The following is a 23,622-nucleotide window of genomic DNA, read 5'->3' on the forward strand; positions in this document are numbered from 1 at the left end:
GCCGATGTCGCTGGCCGGTGCCCTCGAACGGCACGCCGCGCAACATCCAGAAAACCCGGCCTTCCACCTGGAGGGCCGGGTTCTGTCCTACGCAACGCTCGTCGCCACCGCGCGACGCCTGCATGCGGCCTTCGCGGGTCTCGCACCCTCCGGCCGAAGCGCCATCGGCCCGGAAAACCGGCTGGTCGCGCTCGTCACCGGCAACCACGCCCTTTTCCCCGCCGCCTTCGCGGCCGCCACGGCCGGAAACACCTGCGCCGCGCTGGTCGATCCTCATCTGCCGGAAGCGGTGCGCCGGCGGCTCCTCGAAAAACTCGATCCCGACCTGATCGTCATCGCCGAAGGGGCTGAGCTTCTCGCCCACAATCCAAGGAGCGGCGCGACCCTCGTCCTCGCCGAAAGCGCTGCCGCCGACGCACCGCCCTTGCCGGAAGGCCGCGACGACGCCCCGTTCCTCATCGTCTTCACCTCCGGCACGACGGCCGATCCGAAGCCGATCATCCGCGACCGCCGCTCCTGGCGCACCAGCCTTGCCGCCGGCGCGCCCTTCTTCGGCCTCGATGCCACGACCAGCACCTATGCTCCCGGCCCGCTGGCCCACGGCCTTGCGCTCTATGCGATGACGGAGACCCTGCTTGCCGGCGGCGCCTTCCATGCCGCCCGGCATTTCGATGCGGCACAGGCGCTGGAGACGATCCGCACATCGGACATCCGCCGGCTCGTGCTGGTGCCGACCATGCTGCGCCGGCTCTGCGAGGGCGCGCCCGTCGATACCATCGCGGCTATCACGGTTGCCGGCGCAAAACTGACCGCGGCCGACCATGCGCTCTGCGCCGCGCATTTCCCCAACGCGGCCGTGCGCGAATATTACGGTGCCTCGGAGCTCGGCTTCGTCACGGTCACCACGCCGGGCGACCCCGCCTCCTCCACCGCCGTCGGCACGGTTTTTCCCGGCGTGCGGCTTTGCGTGCTGGACAAGGACGGCAAGGCGCTTTCCGCAGGTGAAACCGGCACGATCTTCGTCGAGAGCCCGCTCGTCGCGACCAGCTATCTTGGTGCCGGCGACGGCGCGGGGCTCGCCCGCTTCGGCACGCTCGCGACCGTCGGCGACCTTGGTTTCCTGGAGACGGACGGCACGTTGCATCTGCTCGGCCGCTCCGGCGGCATGATCCTCTCCGGCGGCAACAATATCTACCCTTCGGAGGTGGAAGCGGCGCTGCTCGGCCTTCCCGAAATCCGCGCCGCCCATGTCTTCGGCGTCGAGCATGCGGATCTCGGCAGCGAGCTTATCGCGGTCATCGAGCCGAACGGTGTGGAGCTTACGCCGGAAAGCCTGAAGGCGGTGTTGGCAAAAACGCTGCCGCGCTACAAGCTGCCGCGCCGGCTCTGGCTGTGCCGCGCCATGCCGGTGACGCCCTCCGGCAAGGTCGAGGCCAGGACGGTACGGCAATGGGTGGCGGAGGACAGCGATGCGCTCGAACGGTTCTACTGATCCCGCCCGCATCCCCGTTATCGCGGCCGCCTTCCGCACGCCGATCGGCCGCGTCAACGGCACGCTCGCCGCAATCGAGCCGGCAAGCCTTGCCGTGCCGCTGATCCGCCGCATCCTCGCCGAGACCGGGCTTTCCCCCGCCGCCGTGGACGACGTGATCCTCGGCAATGCGGCCAACAGCGCCGGCAATCTCGCGCGCCTTGCAGCGCTGGAGGCGGGGCTTCCCGTCTCCGTGCCCGGCCTGACGGTGGACCGGCAATGCGGCTCGGGGCTGGAGGCGATCACGCTCGCCGCCCGGCTGGTGCAGGCGGGTGCCGGGCGCTTTTATCTCGCCGGCGGCACCGAGAGCTCCAGCCGCGCCAACCTGCGTTTCCGCCCGCCCGCAACAGCCGGCGAAGAGCCGCAGCCCTTGCGCCGTGCCCGCATGGCGCCCGATTCGATCGGCGACCCGGACATGGGTATCGCCGCGGAAAACGTCGCCGCCCATGCCGGCATCAGCCGCGAGCGGCAGGATGCCTTCGCGCTCGAAAGCCATGTTCGCGCGTTGGCGGCGGCGAAGGCCGGGCGCTTCGATGGCGAGATCGTGCCGGTGGAAACGCCCGCCGGGCTGGTTTCCCGCGACGAATGCCCGCGCGAAAATACGTCGCTCGAAAAACTCGCGGCGCTGAAGCCCGTCTTCCGGGCCGATGGCACGGTGACCGCCGGCAATGCCTGCCCGGTCAATGACGGCGCTTCGGTCGTGCTGGTCACCTCGCTTGCGGCGGCGCAGGCGCTCGGGCTTGAACCCCTGCTCGAAGTGGTCGACAGCGCGGTGGCCGGCGTCGATCCGAACCTGCTCGGCCTCGGCCCCGTGCCGGCCATGGCAAAACTCGCCGCGCGCAATGCCGGGCTCGATGCAACGAGAATCCCCTTCGTCGAATTCAACGAGGCCTTTGCCTCGCAGGTGCTGGCCAGCCTCGACACACTCGGCATCGACCCCGCGCGTGCCAATCGCGACGGCGGGGCGCTGGCGCTCGGCCATCCCTATGGCGCGTCCGGCGCGATCCTCGTCACGCGGCTTTTTGCGCAGATGCGGACGGCCGAGACGGGGGCGGAGGGCGTCGCCATGATGGGCATCGGCGGCGGCATGGGCATTGCGGCTCTGTTTCGAAAACTGTGAGGGTGAGATGAAGATCTATTCCGGCGGCTGCCTGTGCGGCGCCATCCGTTTCGAGGCGACGGGACCTGCGGAGAAGCCGCATACCTGCTCCTGCCGCTTCTGCCAGCAGCATACCGGCGCGCCGACCGCCGCCTGGGTGGAGTTTCCCACTGAGCGCCTCACCTGGACGGGCGTAAAACCCGCGACATGGCGCTCCTCGGACTATTCCAGCCGCGCCTTCTGCCCGGCCTGCGGCAGTTCCATCGGCGCGATCGACGACGAACCGGTCGTGGCATTGCTCATCGGCGGTTTCGATGATCCGTCCGATCCGGCGCTTCAGCCCCAGTACCATTCCTTCGAGGATTGCCGGCCGGTCTGGCTGCAGGTGGAGACGGCTTCAGGCGAGGAATGATTTCAGCCAGTCGCGCACCGGCTGCGGCACGTTGACGGGCTGGCGCGTCGAGGGATCGACCGCGACCCAGACGATTTCCAGGTCCGCCACCGCTGCACCTTCGGAAGAGATTGCGACGGCGAAGCTGAGCGAGGTGGCGCCGATGCGCGTGACCGACACCTTGAAGTGGGCCGCATCATCCAGCCGCAGGCCGCGATGGAAGGTGCAGCCGGATTTACGCACGAAATAAACCGGGTCGTCCCGGCTCTCGGGCCTTTCGCGCCAGAGGCCGGCGACGGCGGCTTCGGCATGGGCGTAATAGGCGGCATTGTGCATGTGGCCGTGCATGTCTATATCGCGAAAGGGTATGCGGACTTCGCTCACCGTGATGTCTGCCGTCTGTTCCACGTCGACCCCCGGGATAAAACCATGCTTCGTGCCGTTGTTAGAGCGTTCGGCGATCCCCGGCAAGTGATCGCCCTGGAAGAGGCCGAGCGCGTGGCCCCCGGCCCCGGCGAAGTGGAAGTCCGCATCCTGCGCGCCGCCATCAACCCCTCCGACCTCATCCCCATCACCGGCGCCTACCGCAGCCGCACCCCCCTGCCCTTCGTGCCCGGCTTCGAGGGTGTGGGGGAGATCGTGCGTCTTGGCGAGGGCGTTTGCGGCCAGCCATACCCCCCTCTGCCCTGCCGGGCATCTCCCCCTCAAGGGGGGAGATTGGATGGAGCACCGTCTCGGTCATCTCAGGCGTTGCAAGCCGGGGAAGGGTCTCGACACTTGCCGATCTCCCCCCTTGAGGGAGAGATGTCCGGCAGGACAGAGAGGGGTGAGCCGTTGACCGAAGCCACCAATGGAGTGGGCTTCTCCCTCGGCCAGCGCGTGCTGCCGATTGGGGCGAGCGGGCTTTGGCAGCAATATCTCGTCCGCCCGGCGGATCGGTGTTTTGCCGTGCCGGATGATCTTTCTGATGATCAGGCCGCGATGGCCTATGTGAATCCGCTGACGGCGTTCCGGCTGGTGGATGCGGTCCACGAGCACTTCGGCACCGCAGCCGGCCAGCGCGTCGGTGTGACGGCCGCAGCCTCTGCCATTGGGAAAATGCTGCTGGTGCTACTCGCGGAAGCGGGTTTCCAGCCGGTCGCCCTTGTGCGCAGCGACGCGACGGCGGCACGGCTTGCGGAAAGCTTTTCCGGCGAGATCGTCGCGCAGGCGCCGCTGCCGCCGCTTGATGCGGTGCTCGATGCCGTCGGCGGCGAGCCGGGCAATGGGCTGTTCCGCCACATCCGGCGCGGCGGCGCCTTCGTGCAATATGGGGCGCTGAGCGGGGCGCAGCTCGATCCGATGCTGGTCGCCGCACGGCGCGACGAGGTGACCTTCTCCTTTCTCTGGCTGCGCAATTGGGTGCATTCCGTACCGCGCGGGGCGATCGAAGAGGCGTTCGCGCACAGTTTGGCGGGCATCCGCGCCGGGCATCTCGGCTCTGCCGTCGATAGCGTATTTGCGCTCTCGGAGCTTTCCGCGGCGCTAGCCCGCCAGGACGACCCGTTGCGCGTCGGAAAACTGCTCCTTGCGCCGTGACGGTTGAAAAGGCGTGGACACTGGCCCATTTCCCGTGGACCTCGCCAACCGCAATAGGTAGCTTCCGGCCATGACGACGTTTCTCTTCGAGAACCCGATCTTCCTCGAGCACCACACGCCTGAGGGCCACCCGGAGCGGTCAGACCGTATCCGGGCGATCAACCTCGCGCTGGAGCATGAGCGCTTCTCGCCGCTCGTGCGCGAGAAGGCGGCGCAGGCGAACGAGGATTTCGTGCTGCTCGCCCATCCCGAAAGCCACCTGCGCGCCGTCATGGATGAGATGCCCGAGGAGGGCATCAACCAGGTCGAGGCGGATACCTATGCGAGCCCGGCGAGCCTCCAGGCCGCGCTGACCGGCATCGGCGGGGCGATCGGCGCGATCGATGCGGTCTTTTCCGGCAAGGCGGACAATGCCTTCGTCGCGGCGCGCCCGCCCGGCCACCATGCCGAGCGCAACAAGGCGATGGGCTTCTGTTTCTTCAACAATGCCGCGATTGCCGCCCGCCATGCGCAGAGGGCGTATGGCGCGGAGCGCGTCGCCATCATCGACTGGGACGTGCACCACGGCAACGGCACGCAGGACATCTTCTTCGACGACCCCTCCGTGCTGTTCTGCTCGACGCACCAGATGCCGCTCTATCCCGGTAGCGGCGCGAAGGACGAGACGGGGGCGGGCAACATCGTCAACGCGCCGCTTTCGGCCAATGACGGCAGCGACCATTTTCGCGAGGCTTTTCGCTCGCGCGTGCTGCCGCGTGTTGCCGATTTCCGGCCGGACGTGATCATCATCTCCGCGGGCTTCGACGCCCACCACCGCGATCCGCTGGCGCAGATCAACCTCGTCGCCGAGGATTTCGACTGGGCGACGGCGAAGATCATGGAACTTTCCGAAAAATCGGCGAACAACCGGGTGGTCAGCCTGCTGGAAGGCGGCTACGACCTCGAAGGCCTCGCCGAATCCGCCGCCACCCATATCTACCGCCTGATGAGAGGCTGACCATGACCAACGCCCCCCCTGCCGCCGCCCCGGATGTCTCCGCCCTCACCTTCGAACAGGCCGTCGAGGAGCTGGAAAAGATCGTTGCGGCGCTGGAGCGCGGCGACGTGCCGCTCGACCGCTCCATCGAGATCTACGAGCGCGGCGAGGCGCTGAAGAAACATTGCGAGACGCTGCTTTCGGCCGCCGAAAACCGCATCGAAAAGATCCGCCTCGACCGCGCCGGCAAGCCGCAGGGCACGGAGCCGCTCGACGGGGCGTGAGCCTATAGCTGGTCTGCGATCGCGGCCTTGTCGATGATCGACCAGACATTGCGGATGCGCCCATCCTGAAATTCGTAGAAGACGTTTTCGCTGAATGCGACCTTCCTGCCGTTGACGGGAAGGCTGAAGAGTTCTCCGACGGGCGTGCAATCGAACAGCAGCCGGCTGGCGATGCGCGGCGGGTCCGCCATCACGAAATCGATAGTAAAGCGAAGATCGGGGATCGCCCGAAAATCGCCTTCCAGCATGGTGCGGTAGCCCGAAAGGCCGATATATCGTCCGTTGTAGTGCGCGTCTTCATGCACAAAATTGCCGAGGTTCGGCCAGTCCTGTGCGTTCAGGCAGGCGATATAGCCGTGGTAGAGCGCCGAGAGATCGTCCTTCGTCATGCATCCGTTCCTGTGGGCCTGCCCTCAATATGGGGCAACAGGCCGCGAAAGCCAGACGGATAGAAAGCTTGACCACAGCGTCAACAGGATCGCGCTATCCGCCCCGCCCGCCGCCCGCTAACATCCGCCCACGAACCAATGACAGGAGGGCGTGATGAGCTTCTTTCCCGGCAAGGACCCGGAGGCCGGTGATGCGGCGGCGTGCGATGCGCTGGAGCATCTGATCATTCCGCGCACCAGCGATATCGGCGGGCTTGCGGTGCGCCGTGCGTTGCCGACGGCCAAACGCCGGCTCGTCGGGCCGTTCATCTTCTTCGACCGCATGGGGCCGGCGCTGTTGCGGGCGGGCGACGCGATCGACGTCAAGCCGCATCCGCATATCGGGCTGTCCACCGTCACCTATCTCTTCGACGGCGAGATCAAGCACCGCGACAGCATCGGCACCGAAATGGTGATCGCGCCCGGCGACGTGAACCTGATGACGGCGGGGCGCGGCATCGTGCATTCCGAGCGCTCGCCGGAAAACCTGCGCGGCAGGCCCATGTCGATTTCCGGGCTGCAGACCTGGCTCGCCCTGCCCGATAGCCACGAGGAGATGGCGCCGGTCTTTGCACACACCACAAAGGCCGAGCTTCCCTCGTTTTCGGCCGACGGCATAGCCGGACGCACCATCATCGGCCGCTATGAGGGCCATGCCTCGCCCGTCGATGTGCCGACGGACACGCTCTATGTCGACCTGACGCTTGCGCCCGGTGCTGCTGCACCACTTCCCGCAGAGTGGGAGGAGCGCGCGGTCTATGTGCTCTCCGGCACGCTGGATGTGGCGGGCGATGTGTTCGAGGCGGACCGGCTGCTCGTCTTCCGCGCGGGCGACGCGATTACGTTGAAGGCGGGGCCGCAGGGCTGTCATATCATGCTGTTCGGCGGGGCCGCGCTTGGCTCCAAGCGCTACATCTGGTGGAACTTCGTTTCCTCCTCCAAGGAGCGCATCGAACAGGCCAAGGAGGAATGGCGCACCGGCCGTTTCGATATCGTGCCCGGCGACGAGGAGGAATTCGTGCCGCTGCCTGCCGGGTGATGCATAGTCACAAAGGTATATGAGATGATGACGCAAAGGAGCGGCATGCTACGTTGCGCGCTCACGTCTTGGCAGATTCGCTCCTGCTTCCACCGTCATGCTCGGGCTTGCCCCGAGGATCCAAGCCGCGAGCGCCAGATGGATGCTCGGGTCAAGCCCGAGCATGACGGTGGAGAGGTGGACTTGACACATCCATAGCCACGCAGCTATACGTTATTCATAGTCATTGAGGTATGGATCAAGTGGCCGAAGCGCATGACATGCTGTTCCGCACGCTGGCGGACCCGACCCGGCGCGCGCTCTTCGAGCGGCTGTGCCGCGAGGGCGAGAAGACGGTGGGCGCGCTGACGGCGAAGGCGGGCGTCTCGCAGCCGGTCGTCTCCAAACATCTGAACCTCCTCAAGCAGGCAGGCCTCGTGCGCGACCGGCACGAGGGACGCCAGACGCATTACAGCGCCCAGCTCGGCGCGCTCGCGCCGCTCATCGACTGGACCAGCCAGATGGCCCGGTTCTGGGAGACGCGCTTCGACGATCTCGAAAATTTGCTGAGGAGAATGGATCAATGAGTGACGCAACACCCGAGACGCGTGCCGTCGTCGTCGAGCGCGAGATCGCCCATCCGCCGGAAAAGCTCTGGCGCGCACTCACGCAGCCGCATCTCATCTCGGAATGGCTGATGAAGACCGACTTCGCGCCCATCGTCGGCCATGATTTCACGCTGCGCGGCGACTGGGGTAGTGTCGATTGCCGCGTGCTGACGGTCGAGCCGGGCAGGATGCTGAGCTATACGTGGGATCATGTGCACGACGACCCCGCCTTCGACCTCCGGAGCGTGGTGAGCTTCACGCTGACGCCGACGGCGACGGGAACGCATCTGCGCATGGAGCAGACCGGCTTCCGGCCGGAGCAGAAGCAGGCCTTCGGCGGTGCGCGCCATGGCTGGCAGGAGCATTTCACGAACCTGGAGCGGGTTCTGGCGGGACTTGTGTAACGCGGAGCGAGGATCATGACCGGCGAGACCACCAAGAAAGCGCCCAGGAAGCAGGCCGGGCAGCCGGTCCTGCTTTCGGGCGGCAATCCGCAGATCGCCAAGGGCTATGGCGATGGGCCGATCCAGGCCTATATCGCCGCCATGCCGGGCTGGAAGAGCGACATGGGCCGCCGGCTCGATGCGCTGATCGAGAAAACCGTGCCCGGCGTGTACAAGGCGGTCAAATGGAACTCGCCGTTCTACGGCATCGAGGGTGACGGCTGGTTCCTCGGCCTGCATTGTTTCAACAAATACATCAAGCTAGCCTTCTTCCGCGGCACCGCGCTCGACCCGATGCCGCCCGTCGCTTCCAAGACGGCGGAGACGCGCTATTTCCACATCCACGAGGAAGACGTGCTCGACGAAGCCCAGCTTGCGGACTGGATCCGCCAGGCGAGCCGGCTTCCCGGCGAGCGCATGTGACGAACGAAAAGGATAGCAACCATGGACCAGGTCAAGAGTGAAACGGAATCCCCTTCCCGTCTGATCGACAAGAGGATCGAGGAGCTTGCCGATTGGCGCGGCAAAACCCTGGCGCGGTTGCGCGCCATCATCAAGAAGGCCGATCCCGACATCGTCGAGGAATGGAAGTGGCGCGGCGTTCCGGTCTGGGAACATGACGGCATCATCTGCACCGGCGAGACCTACAAGGCGGCGGTGAAGATGACCTTCGCCAAGGGCGCATCGCTGCCCGACCCGGCCGGCCTGTTCAATTCCAGCCTGGAGGGCAACACGCGCCGCGCCATCGACGTGCACGAGGGCGAAGCGATCGACGAGGCCGCGCTCACCGCGCTGGTCCAGGCTGCCGTCGCCCTGAACACGGCGAAACGCCCGAAGAAGAGGTAGGAATCACGACAAATTGAGTGTGGGCGGCCGGCGTCTGCAAAATGCCCCAATTGCCCGGGAGAACTCGGGCAGTGCGTCGGTTTGTGCGGTATCAATCCGGCGAAATACGCTCTAGACTTGCCGAAACGGTTGAAATCGCGCGCCGCATTCTGCATGTGACAGGCTAACGCGGTCAAAGCCGCATGCCCGGGTCGGGCTCCACAGCGGAGTTTTCGGCACGCGGGCGAGAACACGAGGCATGAGAGTGACACAAGCACCCGCCACACCGCTGCTCGACAAGGTCCACATTCCGGCGGACCTGAAGGGCGTGGACGATCGCGACCTGCCGCAGCTGGCAGCCGAACTGCGCGCCGAGATGATCGACGCCGTGTCGCGCACCGGCGGGCATCTGGGCGCGGGCCTCGGCGTGGTCGAGCTCACCATCGCCATCCACAAGGTGTTCGACACGCCCAAGGACCGGCTGATCTTCGATGTCGGCCACCAGTGCTATCCGCACAAGATCCTCACCGGCCGGCGCGACCGCATCCGCACGCTGCGCCAGGAAGACGGCCTCTCCGGCTTTACGCGGCGCGCCGAGAGCGAATACGACCCCTTCGGCGCCGCCCATTCCTCGACCTCGATTTCCGCCGGCCTCGGCATGGCGGTCGCGGCCGATCTTTCTGGCGAGAACCGCAATGTCATCGCCGTCATCGGCGACGGCGCCATGTCGGCCGGCATGGCCTATGAGGCGCTGAACAATGCCGGCGCGCTCGATGCCCGCCTCATCGTCATCCTCAACGACAACGACATGTCGATCGCCCCGCCGACCGGCGCGATGAGCGCGTATCTTGCGCGCCTTGCCTCCGGCCGCACCTATATGGGCTTCCGCGACCTCGGCAAGAAGCTGACGGCCTATCTCGGCAAGAAGGTCGACCGCGCGATCACCCGCGCCGTCGAGCATGCGCGGGGTTATGTGACCGGCGGCACGCTCTTCGAGGAAATGGGTTTCTACCATATCGGCCCGATCGATGGCCATTCCTTCGAGCACCTGCTGCCGGTGCTGCGCAATGTGCGCGACAATTCCAAAGGCCCGGTGCTGATCCACGTCGTCACCCAGAAGGGCAAGGGTTATCCGCCGGCCGAAGCCGCCGCCGACAAGTATCACGGCGTCAACACCTTCGACGTCATCACCGGCGCGCAGGCGAAGGCCAAACCCAATGCGCCTGCCTATACCGCCGTCTTCGCCGATGCGCTGGTGCAGGAAGCCGGTTTCGACGAAAAAATCGTCGGCGTCACCGCCGCCATGCCCAATGGCACCGGCCTCGACAAGCTGGCGGCCGCCTATCCCATGCGCACCTTCGACGTGGGCATTGCCGAGCAGCATGCGGTGACTTTTGCCGCCGGCCTCGCGTCCGAAGGCTACAAGCCGTTCTGCGCGCTCTATTCCACCTTCCTGCAACGCGGTTACGACCAGGTCGTGCATGACGTGGCGATCCAGGGCCTGCCGGTGCGTTTCCCGATCGACCGCGCCGGTTTCGTCGGCGCCGACGGGCCGACCCATGCGGGTTCCTTCGACACGACCTATCTCGCGACGCTGCCCGGTTTCGTGGTGATGGCGGCCGCCGACGAGGCGGAGCTGAAGCATATGGTGCGCACCGCCGCCGCCTATGACGACGGCCCGATCTCCTTCCGCTATCCGCGCGGCGAAGGTGTCGGCATCGACATGCCGGCACGCGGCGAAATCCTGCAGATCGGCAAAGGCCGTGTCGTCAAGCAGGGGTCGAAGGTGGCGCTGCTCTCCTTCGGCACGCGCCTGGCCGATTGTCTGCTCGCCGCCGAGGACCTCGATGCCGCCGGCCTTTCCACGACGGTCGCCGACGCGCGCTTCGCAAAGCCGCTCGACCACGACCTCATCCGCCAGCTTGCCCGCCACCACGAGGTGCTGATCACCATCGAGGAAGGCGCCGTCGGCGGCTTCGGCAGCCATGTGCTGCAATTCCTCGCCATGGAAGGCCTGCTCGACCACGGCCTGAAGGTGCGCCCGCTGGTGCTGCCGGATATCTGGATGGAACAGGCCAAGCCCGACGCCATGTACGCCAAAGCCGGCCTCGACCGCGCCGGCATCGTCTCCACCGTCTTCAAGACGCTCGGCCAGAAGGCCGTGGGTGTGGGCGCAGCCGGCTGACCTTACCCTATTCGATGAAGCCCGCGCCGCCCGGCTCTACTGAGCGGCGCTCGGCTTCAGCAGCAGAATGTCGATCTCGTTCGCGGGCGTGAAATCCTTCGCCTTCATCTCGAAGGTCGTCGGCCCCGTCTTTTTGATGCCTTCGCCGCAGAAGCTGACGAGGTTTTCCGGCGCGCCCTTGTCAATCGTCAATGTAAAATCCTTGATCGGGCCGGACCAGTTGGCGCCCGTCGTCAGGATGTAGGAAATCCAGTTTTCGAAGAGGTAGGGTTTTCCGGCCTGCATGTCCTTTTCCGACTGCTGGGCGCGACGCACGATGTTCTCCTCGATGCAGTAGCGCTTCACGTATTCCTCATAGCGCTCACCCTTCGCCGCCCCCTCCTCCAGGAAGCTGATGCCCACCGTTCCGCCGACGCTCGGCTTGTAGCGATGTTGGACCTTCACCTGCTTGCCCGCCGGGAAGGTCGTGCGCCACCAATAGACGGATTTCAGCGACCAGAGCGGCGTGCGGTAGTCCTTCATGCCGTTGCCGTCATTGTCGTACGTGTCGATGAAGATCAGCCCGCGGGCGATCCAGTCGGCCGCCACATCCTCGGGGAGCTTTTTCAGCGCGTCCTTGGTCGCGGTGGCGAAGGGAAGCAGCGGAATGCCGTTGGCCTTGAGGTCTTCGGTCACGTCGATATCCGAGGCATAGGCGCGCTGCTGGAGATTGACGGTAACAGCCTTGCCGTCCTGCGATGCCGTGAAGGCGAGATAGTTGTCCGTCTCGAAATCGCCCATCGCGACATTCGCATAGGGATCGCCGCCGATATCGGGCATCGGGAAGGCGACGAGTCCTGAAACATCCTTCTCAGACGTGTTGGTGAAGACATAGTCGACGCGGATTTCCTCCGGCGAAATGAAAAGGGCCTCGCTCGTCATCTCCACCTCCGGCGTGCGCACGAAGGTCAACCCGCCCGTCTTCAGTTCCGCCATCGTGTCGTTGGCGAGCGACGGCGCTGCAAACAGCGCGAGTAGCAGCGGAGCAAGGCGGAGAGCGGCGTTCATGGATGTCCTCGCGAGATGTCTGTCGGCCGCGATATCAGCCGAAACGACACCGCGCAGCAAGCGCGAAACGCAGTCACGCTTTCTCAACCATCCCGTTTTGCAACCGCGTAACCACATCCCTTGGGCGTTCCGAAACCTCCGGCTGCTAGTTTCCGGCTCAACGAAAAGAAAGACCGGACAGGGATTTTCCATCATGCGTTTCGCGCTGCTTGCGGCTCTCGCCGCCACGCTTTGCCATGTCTCCATCGCGGCGGCCGAGGACCGGCCGTCGCACGACCCGGCCATCGAGGCCGCAGCGCTGGCCATTTTGCAAAAGAAGCTGCCGGAGATCCGCAAATCGCACGAGATCGGCCGCGATCCGGTGATTGTGCGCGCGGCGCGGCCGGAAGCGGAGCCGCAGGGTATTTCCGCCCTTATCGATATCGATTCGCTGCAAAACTTCCCGGGCCGTATCATCTGGCTCTGAGAGCGACGGACACATCAGGGCTTGCCACCTGCGGCGCGAGGCGTCATGAGAGGCGATGTCCGAACCCACAGAAACCATCCGCCTCGACCAGCTCCTGCTGAATGCCGGTCTCGTTGCCAGCCGTTCGCGGGCGCGCGACGCGATTTCGCGCGGCACCGTCAAGGTGAACGGCCGCACCGTCACCAAGCCGAGCTCCACCTTCCCCGCCTCCGCCGTCATCGAGATCGATGATCCCGCACAGGCCTATGTCTCGCGCGCGGCGCTGAAACTGAAGGCAGCGCTCGACGAGTTCGGCCTCGATCCGGCGGGGCTCGATTGCCTCGACATCGGCGCTTCGACGGGCGGCTTCACCGATATCCTGCTGGAGCGCGGCGCGAGCCACGTCATCGCGGTGGATGTCGGCCACGACCAGCTTCACCCGCGGCTGAGGGCTGACGAGCGCATCACCAATTACGAAGGCCTGAACGCGCGGGTGCTCGACGAGGACCATCTCGAAGGGCGCGAAATCGGCGCCGTCGTCTCCGACGTCTCCTTCATCTCGCTGAAGCTGGCGCTGCCGCCGGCGCTTGAAATGGCCGAGCCCGGCGCCTTCTGCGTGCTGCTGGTCAAGCCGCAGTTCGAGGCCGGCCGCGAGGCGATCAGCAAGGCGGGGCTTCTGAAGGACCCGGACAGTGCGCCTGCGGTTGCTGCCGAACTGGAACGCTGGCTTATCGAGGACATGGGCTGGAAGAGCCTCGGCCTCCTGCCCTCGCCCATCACCGGCGGGGACGGCAATGTCGAGTTCCTGCTCGGGGGCCGCAAGCCATGACGACGGAGACGCTGACCATTGCGCGGCTCGGCTCGGGCGGCGACGGCATTGCGGAGGCGCCCGGTGGGCCGGTCTACGTGCCCTTCACGCTGCCCGGCGAGACGGTCGCCGTAGCGCGCGTGAAGAACATTGGCACGGTCATGTCGATGTCGGTCGCCTCGCCCGAGCGGGTCGAGCCACCCTGCGTGCATTTCGGCCCGGAGGGCAAGAACGGCACCTGCGGCGGCTGCACCCTGCAACATGCGGGCGATGCGCTCTACCACGCCTTCAAGCGCGAACTCGTCGTGAATGCGCTGAAATCCAAGGGCCTGACGCCCGAGGTGGCGCCGCTCGTCATCGCCCGACCGGGCGAGCGCCGTCGCGTCGTCTTCACCGCGCGCAAGACGGAAAAGGCCGTGCTGCTCGGCTTCAACCAGGCCGGCAGCCACCACATCGTCTCTATCGACCACTGTCCGATCTCCAGCGACGGCATTATCTCGCGGCTTGACGCGATCCGCCGCGTCGCGGGCTCCATCGCCACCAGCAGCGAACCGTTTCGCGTGACGGTGCTGGAAACGCTCGCCGGCCTCGACCTCGCCTTCGAGGGCATCAAGAAGGTGGGCGACAAGGAACGGCGCGCCGTCACCGCCTGCGTGCTTTCGCTGCCCGGCATCGCGCGGGTTTCCAGTGACGGCGAGATCCTGATCGAACCGCAGCGGCCGGTGATCGATTTTTCCGGCGTGCGCGTTTCCCCGCCCGCCGGCGGGTTCACCCAGGCGACGAAGCCCGCCGAGGACGCGATGGCCGAGCTGGTGCTGGCCGCGCTTGGGAAGGCCAAGCGCGTCGCCGACCTTTTTGCCGGCTCCGGCACCTTTGCTCTGCGTATCGCCCGGCAGGCCAAGGTGCATGCCGTGGAGGGCGAGGAGAAGGCGCTGAAGGCGCTGGACCAGGCCGCGCGCAACACGCAGGGCCTGAAGCCCGTGACGGTGGAGAAGCGCGACCTCTTCCGCCGCCCGCTTATGACCTCCGAACTGAAGGTTTTTGACGCCGTGGTCTTCGACCCGCCGCGCGCCGGCGCGGAAGACCAGTGCAAGGAACTCGCCCGTTCCGGCGTGAAGACCATCGTGGCCGTCTCGTGCAACCCCGTCAGCCTGGCGCGCGACCTTTCGATCCTGACAGCCGCCGGCTATCGCATCCGCCTGGTGACGCCGATCGACCAGTTCCTCTGGTCGGCCCATGTCGAGGCGGTGGCGGTGCTGGAGAAGTAGGCGGACCTAGAGCATTTAAGGTGAGCCGGAAATGCTCTAGGCTTTTGTTTTTGGCGCATTATCCGACGCCGAAGCGATGCCGCTTCGGCTGGAAATGCTCTAACCGGGGAACACCCCGCCATGATCCGCGTCCAGCACGATGGAGAGCGACACGTTGCGCGGGCGCGTGACGGCGAACAGGACGGCCTCCACCACATCCCGGTTGGTGGCGCGCGCGCTCTTGGCCCGCCCGGGCGCCGCCGCCCATGCCGGTTCGCCCGGCTGGATGTCGTCCAGATCCGGCGGGTGCAGGATGATCGAGCGGACGGGCGTTCCCGACAGCATTTGCCGCAACCCTTCCGCAATCGCCGTCTGGCCGCGCTTGGCGGCGTAGAAGGGAACGGAAACGCCGTCGAGCATCGCATTCGCCAGGCCGCTGACCGAGCCGATGGTCACGATATCCGGGTTGGCAGAGCGATGGAGAAGCGGCAGAAGGCCCTGGCTGAACAGGAATGTGCCGGTGACGGCGGAGTTGATGACGCCGAGGACCGTCTCGACCGGGAGCGGTTCGTCGCGCGCCTCCAGCCACATCGCGCCGTTGTTGATCAACAGGTCGATATGCTCGTGCGCGCGGGTGATCGCATCGACCGCCTGGCGCACGCTTTCGCTCTCGGCGAGATCCATGGCGATGCAGGCGGGGCGGCGGCCCGTGGCGCTGGCGATCCCATCGGCCACCGCTTCGAGCGCCGCGAGGTTGCGGGCGCAAAGGACCAGGTTGCACCCCGCCTCCGCCAGAGACGTGGCAAGTGCTGCGCCCAGCCCGCGTGCTGCACCCGTGATGACGACCGTTCGCCCCTCCAATTCACCCATTCTTCGCGTCCTCGTATCAGCAATGCGGAACCTGGTTATACCCGCTAAGGCCTTGACCGGAAATGCCAAAATAAAAAGGCCCGGGAACGATCCCGGGCCTTTTTCTTAACGTGAGACTGCGGATTATGCCGCGCGGCGGGATGGCGTGGCGGCGTAGCTTGCGCCGCCACCCAGCCGGAACTGCGCCAGCAGCGCGTTGAGGGCGGCTGCTTCGGTCGCGAGGCCGTGGCTGGCGGCGGTCTGTTCTTCCACCATGGCGGCGTTCTGCTGGGTGCCCTGGTCCATGGTGTTGACGGCGGTGTTGATCTCCTGGAGGCCGGTCGATTGCTCGCGGGCGGAGAGAACGATGGCGTTGACGTGGCCATTGATCTCCTGCACCTCGCGCACGATCGCTTCGAGCGCCGCACCCGTCTCGTCGACCAGCGCCACGCCGGAGCGCACCTGTTCGCCGGAGGCAGTGATCAACGCCTTGATCTCCTTGGCCGCGTTGGCCGAGCGCTGGGCGAGCTCGCGCACTTCCTGCGCGACGACGGCAAAACCCTTCCCGGCTTCACCCGCACGGGCGGCCTCGACGCCGGCATTCAGCGCCAGCAGGTTGGTCTGGAAGGCGATGTCGTCGATGACGCCGATGATGTTGGAGATCTCGCCCGAGGACTTTTCGATGCCCTGCATGGCCGAGACGGCGCGGCGCACCACTTCGCCCGACTTTTCGGCGCCGGTGCGGGTGCGCGAGACGAGCGAGCCGACCTCTTCGGCGCGGCGCGTCGAGTCCTTGACCGTCGTGGTGATCTCCTCCAGTGCGGCAGCGGTCTCCTCGACGGAGGCGGCCTGCTGTTCCGTGCGGCGGGCGAGGTCGTCGGCGGCCGAGCGGATTTCCGTGGCACCGGCATCGATGGCGCGGGCGTTCTGGCCGACCGTCGTCATCGCCGTGTGCAGCTTGGTGACGGAGTGGTTGAAGTCGGTGCGCAGGCGATCGAGATGGCCGGCGAAGGGCGCGTCGATGCGGTGGGCGAGATCGCCCTCGGCAAGACGGCCGAGGCCATCCGCCAGCGCCTCGACGGCGTGCTGGATTTCGGCCACTTCGCGGGCCTTCAGGGCTTCGCGGTCGCGGCGCTCGCTTTCGGAAAGCACGCGGCCCTCCTCAGCGGCGTTTTCGAGGCGCGTGCGCTCGATGGCATTGGCGCGGAAGACGGCGACGGCGGCGGCCATGCGGCCGATCTCGTCGGTGCGTTCCTGGCCGGGGATTTCGGCGCGGACATCGCCGGCGGCGAGCTTGTCCATGGCACCCGTCATGTCCGTGACCGGGCGCACGACGAGGCGCGACAGGACGGTCGCAAGGAAGCCCATCATGACGACGACGGCAAGGATGGTGGCGATGGTCGCCGCGATGCGGAACTGGTTGATCGCCGCATAGGCCATGCCGCTGTCGATGGTGAAGCCGAGATACCACTCGACCGACGGCAGGCCGGTGACCGGCACGAAGGAGACGAGCACGGGCTTGCCGGCATAGTCCGTATGGGTGATGCCGCCGCCGATGGCCGGTGTCGTCTGCGGGAAGGCATCGGCGAGGGTCTTGGTGACCAGCGCCTTGTCCTGGTGCACGAGGATCTGGCCGTTCTTGTTGACGAGGAAGGCGAAGCCCGTGCCGCCGAGATCGACCGAGTTGACCATGTCGACCAGCGACTTCAGCGAGAAGTCGCTGCCGGCGACGCCCAGCAGCTTGCCGTCGCGCTTGACCGGGGTCGCGGCGCTGATGATCAGGTCGTTGGTGGAGGCGTCGGTATAAGGCTCAGTCAGCACGCTGCCATTCGCCTTCACGGCATCCTGATACCAGGGGCGCTGGCGCGCGTCGTAGCCTTCCGGCATGTCCGACTTCGGCCACATGGTGAAGGTGCCCGCCTCGTCGCCGACATAGGTGGTCATGAACTGGCCGACCAGCACGTCGTTCTGCAACACCGCCTCGATGCCGGCGGGGTCATTGGCCTTGCCGGCGGCGTTGCCGGCCATTTCGGTCAGCGCCACGCGGGCGTTCAGCCAGTTGGCGATGCTCTGGGCGGCCTGCTTGCCGGAACTGTCGATGCTTTCCTCGACGGAGTTTGTCAGCACGCCGCGCTGCAGGCTATCGATATAGAGGGAGAAGCCGGTGAAGGCGGCGACGACGACGAGCGACGCGACGACAAGGATGCGCGTCATCAGATTGGAGCGCTTGGACATGGGCGCGATGTTCCTTCGGAAGCGCCTCGCCAGGACGGCGGGCGCATGGTGCTGAACGGCATGCCGGAAAGGCGAGTGTCGGGCGCATCATGCGGCCGCCGGCACGGAGCACCGGAGAATGGCCGCACCCTAGGAAAACGTGTTTAAGGCCCTCTTAAAATTGATAGACCACAAATTGCAGCCAGCCCCTTTCGGCTACGGAAATCCGCTCAGCGGCGCGCCATGAAGGCCTCGAAGGCGGCGCGCGCTTCCGGGCTTTTCAGCTGTGCCGCGAAATGCCCCGCCTCCTCGTCGATGCGCGTCGCCACTTCGCCGCGGTCGCCGCGGATGAGGTTGCGGGCGATCGAAAGCGCCTTCGGCGGCTTGGCGGCAAGGCGCGCTGCGGCGGCAAGCGCCTGTTCTTCGACTGCACGCGGTTCGACGACGGCATAGACGAGGCCCGCATCGCGTGCGGCAGTCGCGGAAAACCCGTCGCCCGCCGCAAGCAGCGCGAAGGCGCGCTGGTGGCCCATCAGGCGCGGCGCCAGCAGGCTGGAGGCCGCTTCCGGCACCAACGCCAAATCGACGAAGGGCGTGCGGAACTCCGTTCGGATCGAGGCATAGGTGAGGTCGCAATGCAGGTGGATCGTCGTGCCGATGCCGATCGCCAGGCCATCGACGCCGGAGACCAGCGGCTTGCCGTGGGCGGCGAGCGCATGCAGGAAATCGATCACCTCGCGGCCCATCGTGCCGCCCATGGCGAAGGCCATGAAGTCGTTGAGGTCGTTGCCCGCGGAAAAGCAGCCCTCGGAGCCGAGGAAGACAGTCGCCCGCACGGCCTCGTCCGCGTTACCAGCCGTCAGCGCATCGGTCATCGCCTGGTACATGGCGCGCGTGATGGCGTTCTTCTTGTCGGGGCGGTTGAGGCGGATCACCATGACGCCGGGCGCGTTTTCCGGGCGTTCGATCAGGATGTGGTCGGTCATTGTGTCCTCTTCTTGCGAATGATGTCCGTGCCGCCCTCGGCAGGTTTCCCCCGGCAGGCCGGGCGCGTCGTTTCGATTTGAGCAGGGTTCCAACTCGCTGCCAATCTCCCCCATCAGGGGGAACGCTGGCAGGCAGAGGGGGTAGCGGCTGCCTCAGCCCAGAACCGTCCGCGCCGCCGCGAGGCTCGCGGCACCCGACACCACACGATCCCGCAAAGCCGCCGTTTCGCCGATGATGTTCTCGGCGCCGAAGCGGCAAAGCGCGGCGCGTTCGGCGTTGCGACCGTCGCCGCCGTCGGCGAGCGCGCCCTTGGCAAGGTAGGCGCCGGTCAGGACGAGGCCGAAGAGGCGCTGGTAGGGGGTAGCGCCGGCGAGCGCTTCGGCCTGTTTTCCTTCCGCGAGTGTCGTGAGCAGCCATTCGGTGGCGGCTTCGAGGTTGGCGATGCTGGCCTCCAGGCGCGCGCCGGTTTCGCCAAGTGCCGGCGTGTTGGCGGCCCCGGCCTTGGCGGCGATCTCGCGCAGTTCGGCAATGAAACCGCGCACATGAGCACCGTCCGACAGCGGCAGTTTGCGCGTGACGAGGTCAATCGCCTGGATGCCGTTGGTGCCCTCGTAGATCGGCGCGATGCGGGCGTCGCGGAACAGGCGAGCGGCCCCCGTCTCCTCGATGAAGCCCATGCCGCCATGCACCTGCACGCCGAGCGAAGAGACGTCGACGCCGGCATCGGTGGCAAAGCTCTTGGCGATGGGCGTCAGCAGGCTGGCGCGCTCGCTCCAGTGTTTCGCCTCCTCGCCATGCGCCCGGTCGACGGCATGAGCGCAGGCATAGGTGATGGCGCGCGCACCCTGGGTCAGCACCTTCATGGTCAACAGCATGCGGGCGACATCCGGGTGTTCGATGATCGGGCTCATGCCCGAGCCCTGCCAGCCGGGCGCCTTGCCCTGCGTGCGGTCCTTCGCATAGGCGAGCGCCTTCTGCGTCGCGGCTTCCGCGATCGCCACGCCCTGCATGCCGACGGCGAGGCGGGCATTGTTCATCATGGTGAACATGCAGGCGAGGCCGCGGTTTTCCTCGCCCACCAGCCAGCCGATCGCGCCGGCCTCCGCGCCAAAGCGGCCGTCGCCATAGATCATCGTGCAGGTCGGCGAGGCGTGGATGCCGAGCTTGTGTTCGATCGAATGGCAATGGGCATCGTTGCGGGGGCCGAGCGAGCCATCCTCGTTGACCAGGAATTTCGGCACGAGGAAGAGCGAGATGCCGCGCGTGCCGGCCGGCGCATCCGGCAGGCGGGCGAGCACGAGATGCACGATATTGTCCGTAAAATCGTGTTCGCCATAGGTGATGAAGATCTTCTGGCCGAACAGGCGGTAGGTGCCGTCGTCGCGGCGTTCGGCGCGGGTCTTCATCACGCCGAGGTCGGAGCCGGCATGCGGCTCGGTCAGGTTCATCGAGCCCATCCATTCGCCCGAGACCATCTTCGGCAGATAGGTGGATTTCAGGTGCTCGGAACCGTGCACCGTCAGCGCCTCGATCGCGCCGATCGTCAGCGTCGGGCCGATCGCGAAGGCCATGGAACCGCTGTTCCACATTTCGAGCGCCGCGACATGCAGCATGTGGGGAAGCCCCTGCCCGCCGAAATCAGGAGAAGCGGTCAGCGAGTTCCAGCCGCCTTCCGCCCAGGCCTTGTAGAGCGCCGGCCAGCCGTCGGGCATTTTCACCGCGCCGTCGGCAAAGCGGGCGCCCTGCTTGTCGCCGATCTCGGCGAGCGGCGCCACTTCGTCGGTGGCGAAGCGGCCGGCTTCGGAGAGGATCGCATCGACGAGGTCGTCCGTGAGATCGCCGAGATGGCCGCCCTCCAGCGCGGGTGCCAGCCCCGCCACATGTTTCAGCGTGAACGCAATCTCCTCGACCGGCGCCTTGTACATGACTATCCTCCTCCACGACGTGCTGGCGGGCAGATTATTGATTTTTACGTAAACGTCAACTTTTCCGACGCAAATCCCCAAACGGAAACAGGCCGGCCGGTGGTTAGACCGGTCAGCCTGCTTCCTGTGCCGGGGGGACCGTCCGGCACTTTAAAATCAACCCTTAGCTATAGGGCGAGATGCACTGGCGACGCGGGCCGCCATAGGGCTGGAACGTGTTGTCGTAGGCGCGATACGAACGGTAGCGGTTTGCGCACCAGTTCACATGCGAGCCGCCGCCACCGACATAGCCGCGGTCGTTGGCGATCGCACCGCCGATGACGGTGCCAACGCCGAATGCGGCCAGCGGGAACCAGAAGCCATTGTGGTAGCGGTAACCGCTGCGCTGGTAGCGGTAGCCACGGTGGCCACGATACCAACCGTTGCGGTAGCCGCGGTCACCGCGCCAGCCGACATTACGGTCACGGCCGCGCCAGCGACGGCTTTCACGATAGCCACGATTGTTGCTCCAGTTGCGGCCGCGGTCAAAGCGTTCAGCGCGCCAGGTGCTCCCCCCGCGCCGCCAGATACGGCGGTTGTGATCGCGCACGAGCTGCACCGAGGTGCCACCTTCGGTGGCTGTCGTCTGGATCTTCGCGACGGGAAGCGGCATGGCGCTTGCCGGCACGACCGGCGTGGCGGCGAAAAGCGCCGACATCGCCACCGCAAGGACTTTATTGATAAACTTCATGACAATTCTCCCTAGGCGTGCCCTTCAGCATTTGCTCGAATGGCAATTTGAACGCGAAACGCACGAGAGTCCCTTTCGTTCCATATGCGGTCTTCCCGCGCGCGTTTCAATGGCTCGGCTCGTCACAAATTCGGGAGCCTTGTTCTGGAACCTTCGGCGGATTAGCGCTCCGTTAACCATGTCTCGTTCACCATGCTCGCTTGATCCGGCGCGGGATTCGAACAGGAGCGTCCATGAACCCGAAGCATCTTTCCGGCCTGGCGGCCCTCATCCTGCTGGCGGCCCTGCCCTTTTCGGCCCGCGCGGTCGATGTGGAACCGTGGAGAAAGCCGGAAAACGCCATCGTCATCGATGCCTACGAGCTGAACGAGATCGACTGGTCGGAGATGCTGTCCGACAAGCGCATCGCCGGCTTCATCTCGAAGGCCTCCGACGGCCTGCCGGAAAGCTACAGCTGCAAGGGCGAGCACAGCGGCGATACGGTGGCGCACTGCAAGACCATGTGGCGCAAATATGCGGTGAGCCGCGAACTCTACGAGACCCGCCGGCTGCTCGCGCGCTCGAAGGGCCTGCTGTGGGGCGCCTATCATCTCGCCCGGCCGGGCAACCCGGTCGACCAGGCCAACCATTTCCTCGGCTATGCCAATCCGCAGGACGACGAGATGATGGTGCTGGATGTCGAGGGCATCGATCCGGACACCTACATGTCGCTCGAAGATGCGCAGGTCTTTGCCGGCCATATCAAGACGCGCACGGGCCGCTATCCGGTGCTCTACACCAACCATTCGACCGCGCGCTATATCGCCGCGCACCGCGACGAATACCGCATCCTGTCGCGCCTTCCGCTCTGGTATGCCCGCTACAAGCCGGGCATCGAGGGCGCCTTCCCGATGGGCAACTGGGACAATTATGCGCTCTGGCAGTTCTCCGCCGGCGTCAACTGCTCGAAGCGCCGCTGCCCCTACCGCGTGAAAGGCGCGCTCAACGACATCGACGTCAACGTCGCGCCGATGAGCAAGGCCGCACTCGGCAAAGCCTGGGCCTTCGGCGGCCTGGTGCCGGAAAAACCCTTCGAGCCCGTGGACGAGATGCTCACCGCCTCCATTCCCACCGGCGGCGCGTTCAAAGCGACCGTCGAGGCCGCAGCCTCCATCGGCGCCGAGGCACAGACGACCGGCGCCGTCACGCTCGCCTCCGGCACGACGACGTCGTTCCCGGTGACGGTAACAGCCGAAGTCCGCGCCGGCCTCGCCGCCAAGGGGGCTGCGACTGCGGCGGTCGGCCAGCGCGTGGTCGACGTGACGCCGTTAAACTACCAGGATTTTTGAAAGCCGGTGCCTACGCATGGCCTATACATTCGCCATCGGCGATATCCACGGATGTATCGATCCCCTGAACAGACTGCTCGCCCGGATCGAGACCTATGCTTCGAACGGCAATATTGTCTTTCTAGGTGACTATATTGACCGTGGCCCGAACAGCAGCGCTGTCCTCGACCGGCTGATCGCGGGCCCACCCACCGGCTTCGACTGGATTTGCCTGATGGGCAACCACGAGGACATGATGTGCGGCGCTTATGACGGACGAAGCGACCGCGACTTGTGGCTCAACAATGGTGGCGTCGAGACAGAAATGTCGTTCGGGGGCAAGGTACCAGCGGAATACCTCGACTGGGCCACAAGGCTTCCACTTATCCATGTTGATACGCACCGGATCTTCGTCCATGCCGGCGTATTGCCTTTATTCCCGCTGGACAAACAAAGCCCGCGCGATCTGTTGTGGCATCGCTTTCCGCCGGATGAAGCCGGCGACTATTGGAACCGGCATGTGGTGCACGGCCACACGCCTTCCAAATCCAATCCCGTCACGATTGGCAATCGCACAAATGTGGATGCCGCATGCGTTTTCGGCGGGAAGCTTGTATGCGCTGTATTCGATGATGCCATCGCCGGCGCGCCGATCGACTTCATCGAGGTTGCGGCCACCGGCGACGCATAAACTCCT

Annotated in this window: 25 protein-coding genes; 17 read left to right on the plus strand and 8 right to left on the minus strand. The window is 65.8% G+C overall.

The window, feature by feature from the left end; translation table 11 throughout:
• Positions 1 to 4 precede the first annotated feature (4 nt).
• The 3 genes from AC1Q6Z_RS21445 to AC1Q6Z_RS21455 are packed head-to-tail and all read left to right on the plus strand — an operon-like array spanning position 5 to position 3,042.
• A complete protein-coding gene (locus AC1Q6Z_RS21445; RefSeq protein WP_492649200.1) occupies positions 5 to 1,492 on the plus strand; it encodes a class I adenylate-forming enzyme family protein in 1,488 nt (495 codons plus the stop codon).
• The gene (locus tag AC1Q6Z_RS21450; protein WP_492649201.1) at positions 1,470 to 2,651 is read left to right on the plus strand and encodes a thiolase family protein; all 1,182 of its coding nucleotides are present in this window, start codon (positions 1,470 to 1,472) and stop codon (positions 2,649 to 2,651) included. Before AC1Q6Z_RS21445 ends, AC1Q6Z_RS21450 begins: the two co-directional genes overlap by 23 nt.
• 7 nt (positions 2,652 to 2,658) lie before the next feature.
• Complete coding sequence (locus tag AC1Q6Z_RS21455) at positions 2,659 to 3,042, plus strand: GFA family protein (protein ID WP_492649202.1); 384 nt, start codon at positions 2,659 to 2,661, stop codon at positions 3,040 to 3,042.
• On the opposite strand, the gene AC1Q6Z_RS21460 is transcribed toward AC1Q6Z_RS21455, so the two are convergent.
• Positions 3,028 to 3,429 carry an acyl-CoA thioesterase gene (locus tag AC1Q6Z_RS21460; protein ID WP_492649203.1) on the minus strand — a complete coding sequence of 134 codons (402 nt, stop codon included), beginning with the start codon at positions 3,427 to 3,429 and terminating at the stop codon, positions 3,028 to 3,030. The genes AC1Q6Z_RS21455 and AC1Q6Z_RS21460 overlap by 15 nt on opposite strands.
• A gap of 21 nt (positions 3,430 to 3,450) precedes the next feature.
• On the opposite strand from AC1Q6Z_RS21460, the gene AC1Q6Z_RS21465 reads away from it, so the two are divergent.
• The 3 genes from AC1Q6Z_RS21465 to AC1Q6Z_RS21475 all read left to right on the plus strand — a co-directional run bounded on the left by AC1Q6Z_RS21465 (position 3,451) and on the right by AC1Q6Z_RS21475 (position 5,859).
• Positions 3,451 to 4,599, plus strand: a complete 1,149-nt coding sequence (locus AC1Q6Z_RS21465) for a zinc-dependent alcohol dehydrogenase family protein (RefSeq protein ID WP_492649204.1) — start codon at positions 3,451 to 3,453, stop codon at positions 4,597 to 4,599.
• 70 nt (positions 4,600 to 4,669) lie between these two features.
• Entirely contained in the window at positions 4,670 to 5,596 is a 927-nt protein-coding gene (locus tag AC1Q6Z_RS21470; protein ID WP_492649205.1) for a histone deacetylase family protein, read from the plus strand.
• Positions 5,597 to 5,598: 2 nt separating this feature from the next.
• A complete protein-coding gene (locus AC1Q6Z_RS21475) occupies positions 5,599 to 5,859 on the plus strand; it encodes an exodeoxyribonuclease VII small subunit (RefSeq protein WP_492649206.1) in 261 nt (86 codons plus the stop codon).
• Between the two features lie 2 nt (positions 5,860 to 5,861).
• Here AC1Q6Z_RS21475 and AC1Q6Z_RS21480 read toward each other — a convergent pair whose 3' ends face one another.
• Entirely contained in the window at positions 5,862 to 6,248 is a 387-nt protein-coding gene (locus AC1Q6Z_RS21480) for an ester cyclase (RefSeq protein ID WP_492649207.1), read from the minus strand.
• Positions 6,249 to 6,402: 154 nt separating this feature from the next.
• On the opposite strand from AC1Q6Z_RS21480, the gene AC1Q6Z_RS21485 reads away from it, so the two are divergent.
• From AC1Q6Z_RS21485 to dxs, 6 genes are all read left to right on the plus strand, one after another.
• The gene (locus tag AC1Q6Z_RS21485; protein WP_492649208.1) at positions 6,403 to 7,326 is read left to right on the plus strand and encodes a pirin family protein; all 924 of its coding nucleotides are present in this window, start codon (positions 6,403 to 6,405) and stop codon (positions 7,324 to 7,326) included.
• 233 nt (positions 7,327 to 7,559) lie between these two features.
• Positions 7,560 to 7,892: an ArsR/SmtB family transcription factor gene (locus tag AC1Q6Z_RS21490; protein ID WP_305111820.1), complete on the plus strand. Its 333-nt coding sequence runs from the start codon at positions 7,560 to 7,562 to the stop codon at positions 7,890 to 7,892.
• Entirely contained in the window at positions 7,889 to 8,317 is a 429-nt protein-coding gene (locus AC1Q6Z_RS21495; RefSeq protein WP_492649209.1) for an SRPBCC family protein, read from the plus strand. The genes AC1Q6Z_RS21490 and AC1Q6Z_RS21495 overlap by 4 nt, the downstream gene beginning before the upstream one ends.
• Positions 8,318 to 8,332: 15 nt before the next feature.
• Positions 8,333 to 8,779, plus strand: a complete 447-nt coding sequence (locus AC1Q6Z_RS21500; protein ID WP_492649210.1) for a DUF1801 domain-containing protein — start codon at positions 8,333 to 8,335, stop codon at positions 8,777 to 8,779.
• Positions 8,780 to 8,800: 21 nt separating this feature from the next.
• Complete coding sequence (locus tag AC1Q6Z_RS21505) at positions 8,801 to 9,202, plus strand: DUF1801 domain-containing protein (protein WP_492649211.1); 402 nt, start codon at positions 8,801 to 8,803, stop codon at positions 9,200 to 9,202.
• Between the two features lie 238 nt (positions 9,203 to 9,440).
• Positions 9,441 to 11,366 (plus strand): 1-deoxy-D-xylulose-5-phosphate synthase, encoded by a 1,926-nt coding sequence (gene dxs / locus AC1Q6Z_RS21510; RefSeq protein WP_439616592.1) that lies wholly within the window; start codon positions 9,441 to 9,443, stop codon positions 11,364 to 11,366.
• 36 nt (positions 11,367 to 11,402) lie between these two features.
• Here the strand turns inward: dxs and AC1Q6Z_RS21515 are convergent, their stop codons facing one another.
• Complete coding sequence (locus AC1Q6Z_RS21515; RefSeq protein WP_492649212.1) at positions 11,403 to 12,413, minus strand: DUF4424 domain-containing protein; 1,011 nt, start codon at positions 12,411 to 12,413, stop codon at positions 11,403 to 11,405.
• Between AC1Q6Z_RS21515 and AC1Q6Z_RS21520 the strand changes: the two genes are divergently transcribed.
• The 3 genes from AC1Q6Z_RS21520 to AC1Q6Z_RS21530 are packed head-to-tail and all read left to right on the plus strand — an operon-like array spanning position 12,412 to position 14,934.
• Positions 12,412 to 12,879, plus strand: a complete 468-nt coding sequence (locus tag AC1Q6Z_RS21520) for a hypothetical protein (protein ID WP_492649213.1) — start codon at positions 12,412 to 12,414, stop codon at positions 12,877 to 12,879. The genes AC1Q6Z_RS21515 and AC1Q6Z_RS21520 overlap by 2 nt on opposite strands.
• Positions 12,880 to 12,934: 55 nt before the next feature.
• A complete protein-coding gene (locus tag AC1Q6Z_RS21525) occupies positions 12,935 to 13,687 on the plus strand; it encodes a TlyA family RNA methyltransferase (RefSeq protein ID WP_492649214.1) in 753 nt (250 codons plus the stop codon).
• Positions 13,684 to 14,934: a class I SAM-dependent RNA methyltransferase gene (locus AC1Q6Z_RS21530; RefSeq protein ID WP_492649215.1), complete on the plus strand. Its 1,251-nt coding sequence runs from the start codon at positions 13,684 to 13,686 to the stop codon at positions 14,932 to 14,934. The genes AC1Q6Z_RS21525 and AC1Q6Z_RS21530 overlap by 4 nt, the downstream gene beginning before the upstream one ends.
• 99 nt (positions 14,935 to 15,033) lie before the next feature.
• On the opposite strand, the gene AC1Q6Z_RS21535 is transcribed toward AC1Q6Z_RS21530, so the two are convergent.
• From AC1Q6Z_RS21535 to AC1Q6Z_RS21555, 5 genes are all read right to left on the minus strand, one after another.
• Complete coding sequence (locus tag AC1Q6Z_RS21535; RefSeq protein WP_492649216.1) at positions 15,034 to 15,783, minus strand: SDR family oxidoreductase; 750 nt, start codon at positions 15,781 to 15,783, stop codon at positions 15,034 to 15,036.
• Positions 15,784 to 15,906: 123 nt separating this feature from the next.
• Positions 15,907 to 17,997, minus strand: a complete 2,091-nt coding sequence (gene mcpU, locus AC1Q6Z_RS21540) for a methyl-accepting chemotaxis protein McpU (RefSeq protein ID WP_492649217.1) — start codon at positions 17,995 to 17,997, stop codon at positions 15,907 to 15,909.
• Between the two features lie 209 nt (positions 17,998 to 18,206).
• Positions 18,207 to 18,962, minus strand: coding sequence for a crotonase/enoyl-CoA hydratase family protein (locus AC1Q6Z_RS21545; RefSeq protein ID WP_492649218.1), 756 nt, complete (start codon positions 18,960 to 18,962; stop codon positions 18,207 to 18,209).
• 153 nt (positions 18,963 to 19,115) lie between these two features.
• Positions 19,116 to 20,888, minus strand: coding sequence for an acyl-CoA dehydrogenase family protein (locus tag AC1Q6Z_RS21550; protein WP_492649219.1), 1,773 nt, complete (start codon positions 20,886 to 20,888; stop codon positions 19,116 to 19,118).
• Between the two features lie 163 nt (positions 20,889 to 21,051).
• Positions 21,052 to 21,618, minus strand: coding sequence for a BA14K family protein (locus AC1Q6Z_RS21555; protein ID WP_492649220.1), 567 nt, complete (start codon positions 21,616 to 21,618; stop codon positions 21,052 to 21,054).
• 233 nt (positions 21,619 to 21,851) lie between these two features.
• Here AC1Q6Z_RS21555 and AC1Q6Z_RS21560 point away from each other — a divergent pair, with 233 nt between their 5' ends.
• Both AC1Q6Z_RS21560 and AC1Q6Z_RS21565 read left to right on the plus strand, forming a co-directional pair.
• On the plus strand, positions 21,852 to 22,946 hold the full coding sequence (locus AC1Q6Z_RS21560) for a glycoside hydrolase family 25 protein (RefSeq protein WP_492649221.1): 1,095 nt from the start codon (positions 21,852 to 21,854) through the stop codon (positions 22,944 to 22,946).
• A gap of 16 nt (positions 22,947 to 22,962) precedes the next feature.
• Positions 22,963 to 23,616 (plus strand): metallophosphoesterase family protein, encoded by a 654-nt coding sequence (locus tag AC1Q6Z_RS21565; protein ID WP_492649222.1) that lies wholly within the window; start codon positions 22,963 to 22,965, stop codon positions 23,614 to 23,616.
• The last annotated feature ends 6 nt before the right edge of the window (positions 23,617 to 23,622 follow it).

The sequence above is a fragment of the Shinella sp. GW835-FHT14H05 genome, assembly GCF_058793575.1.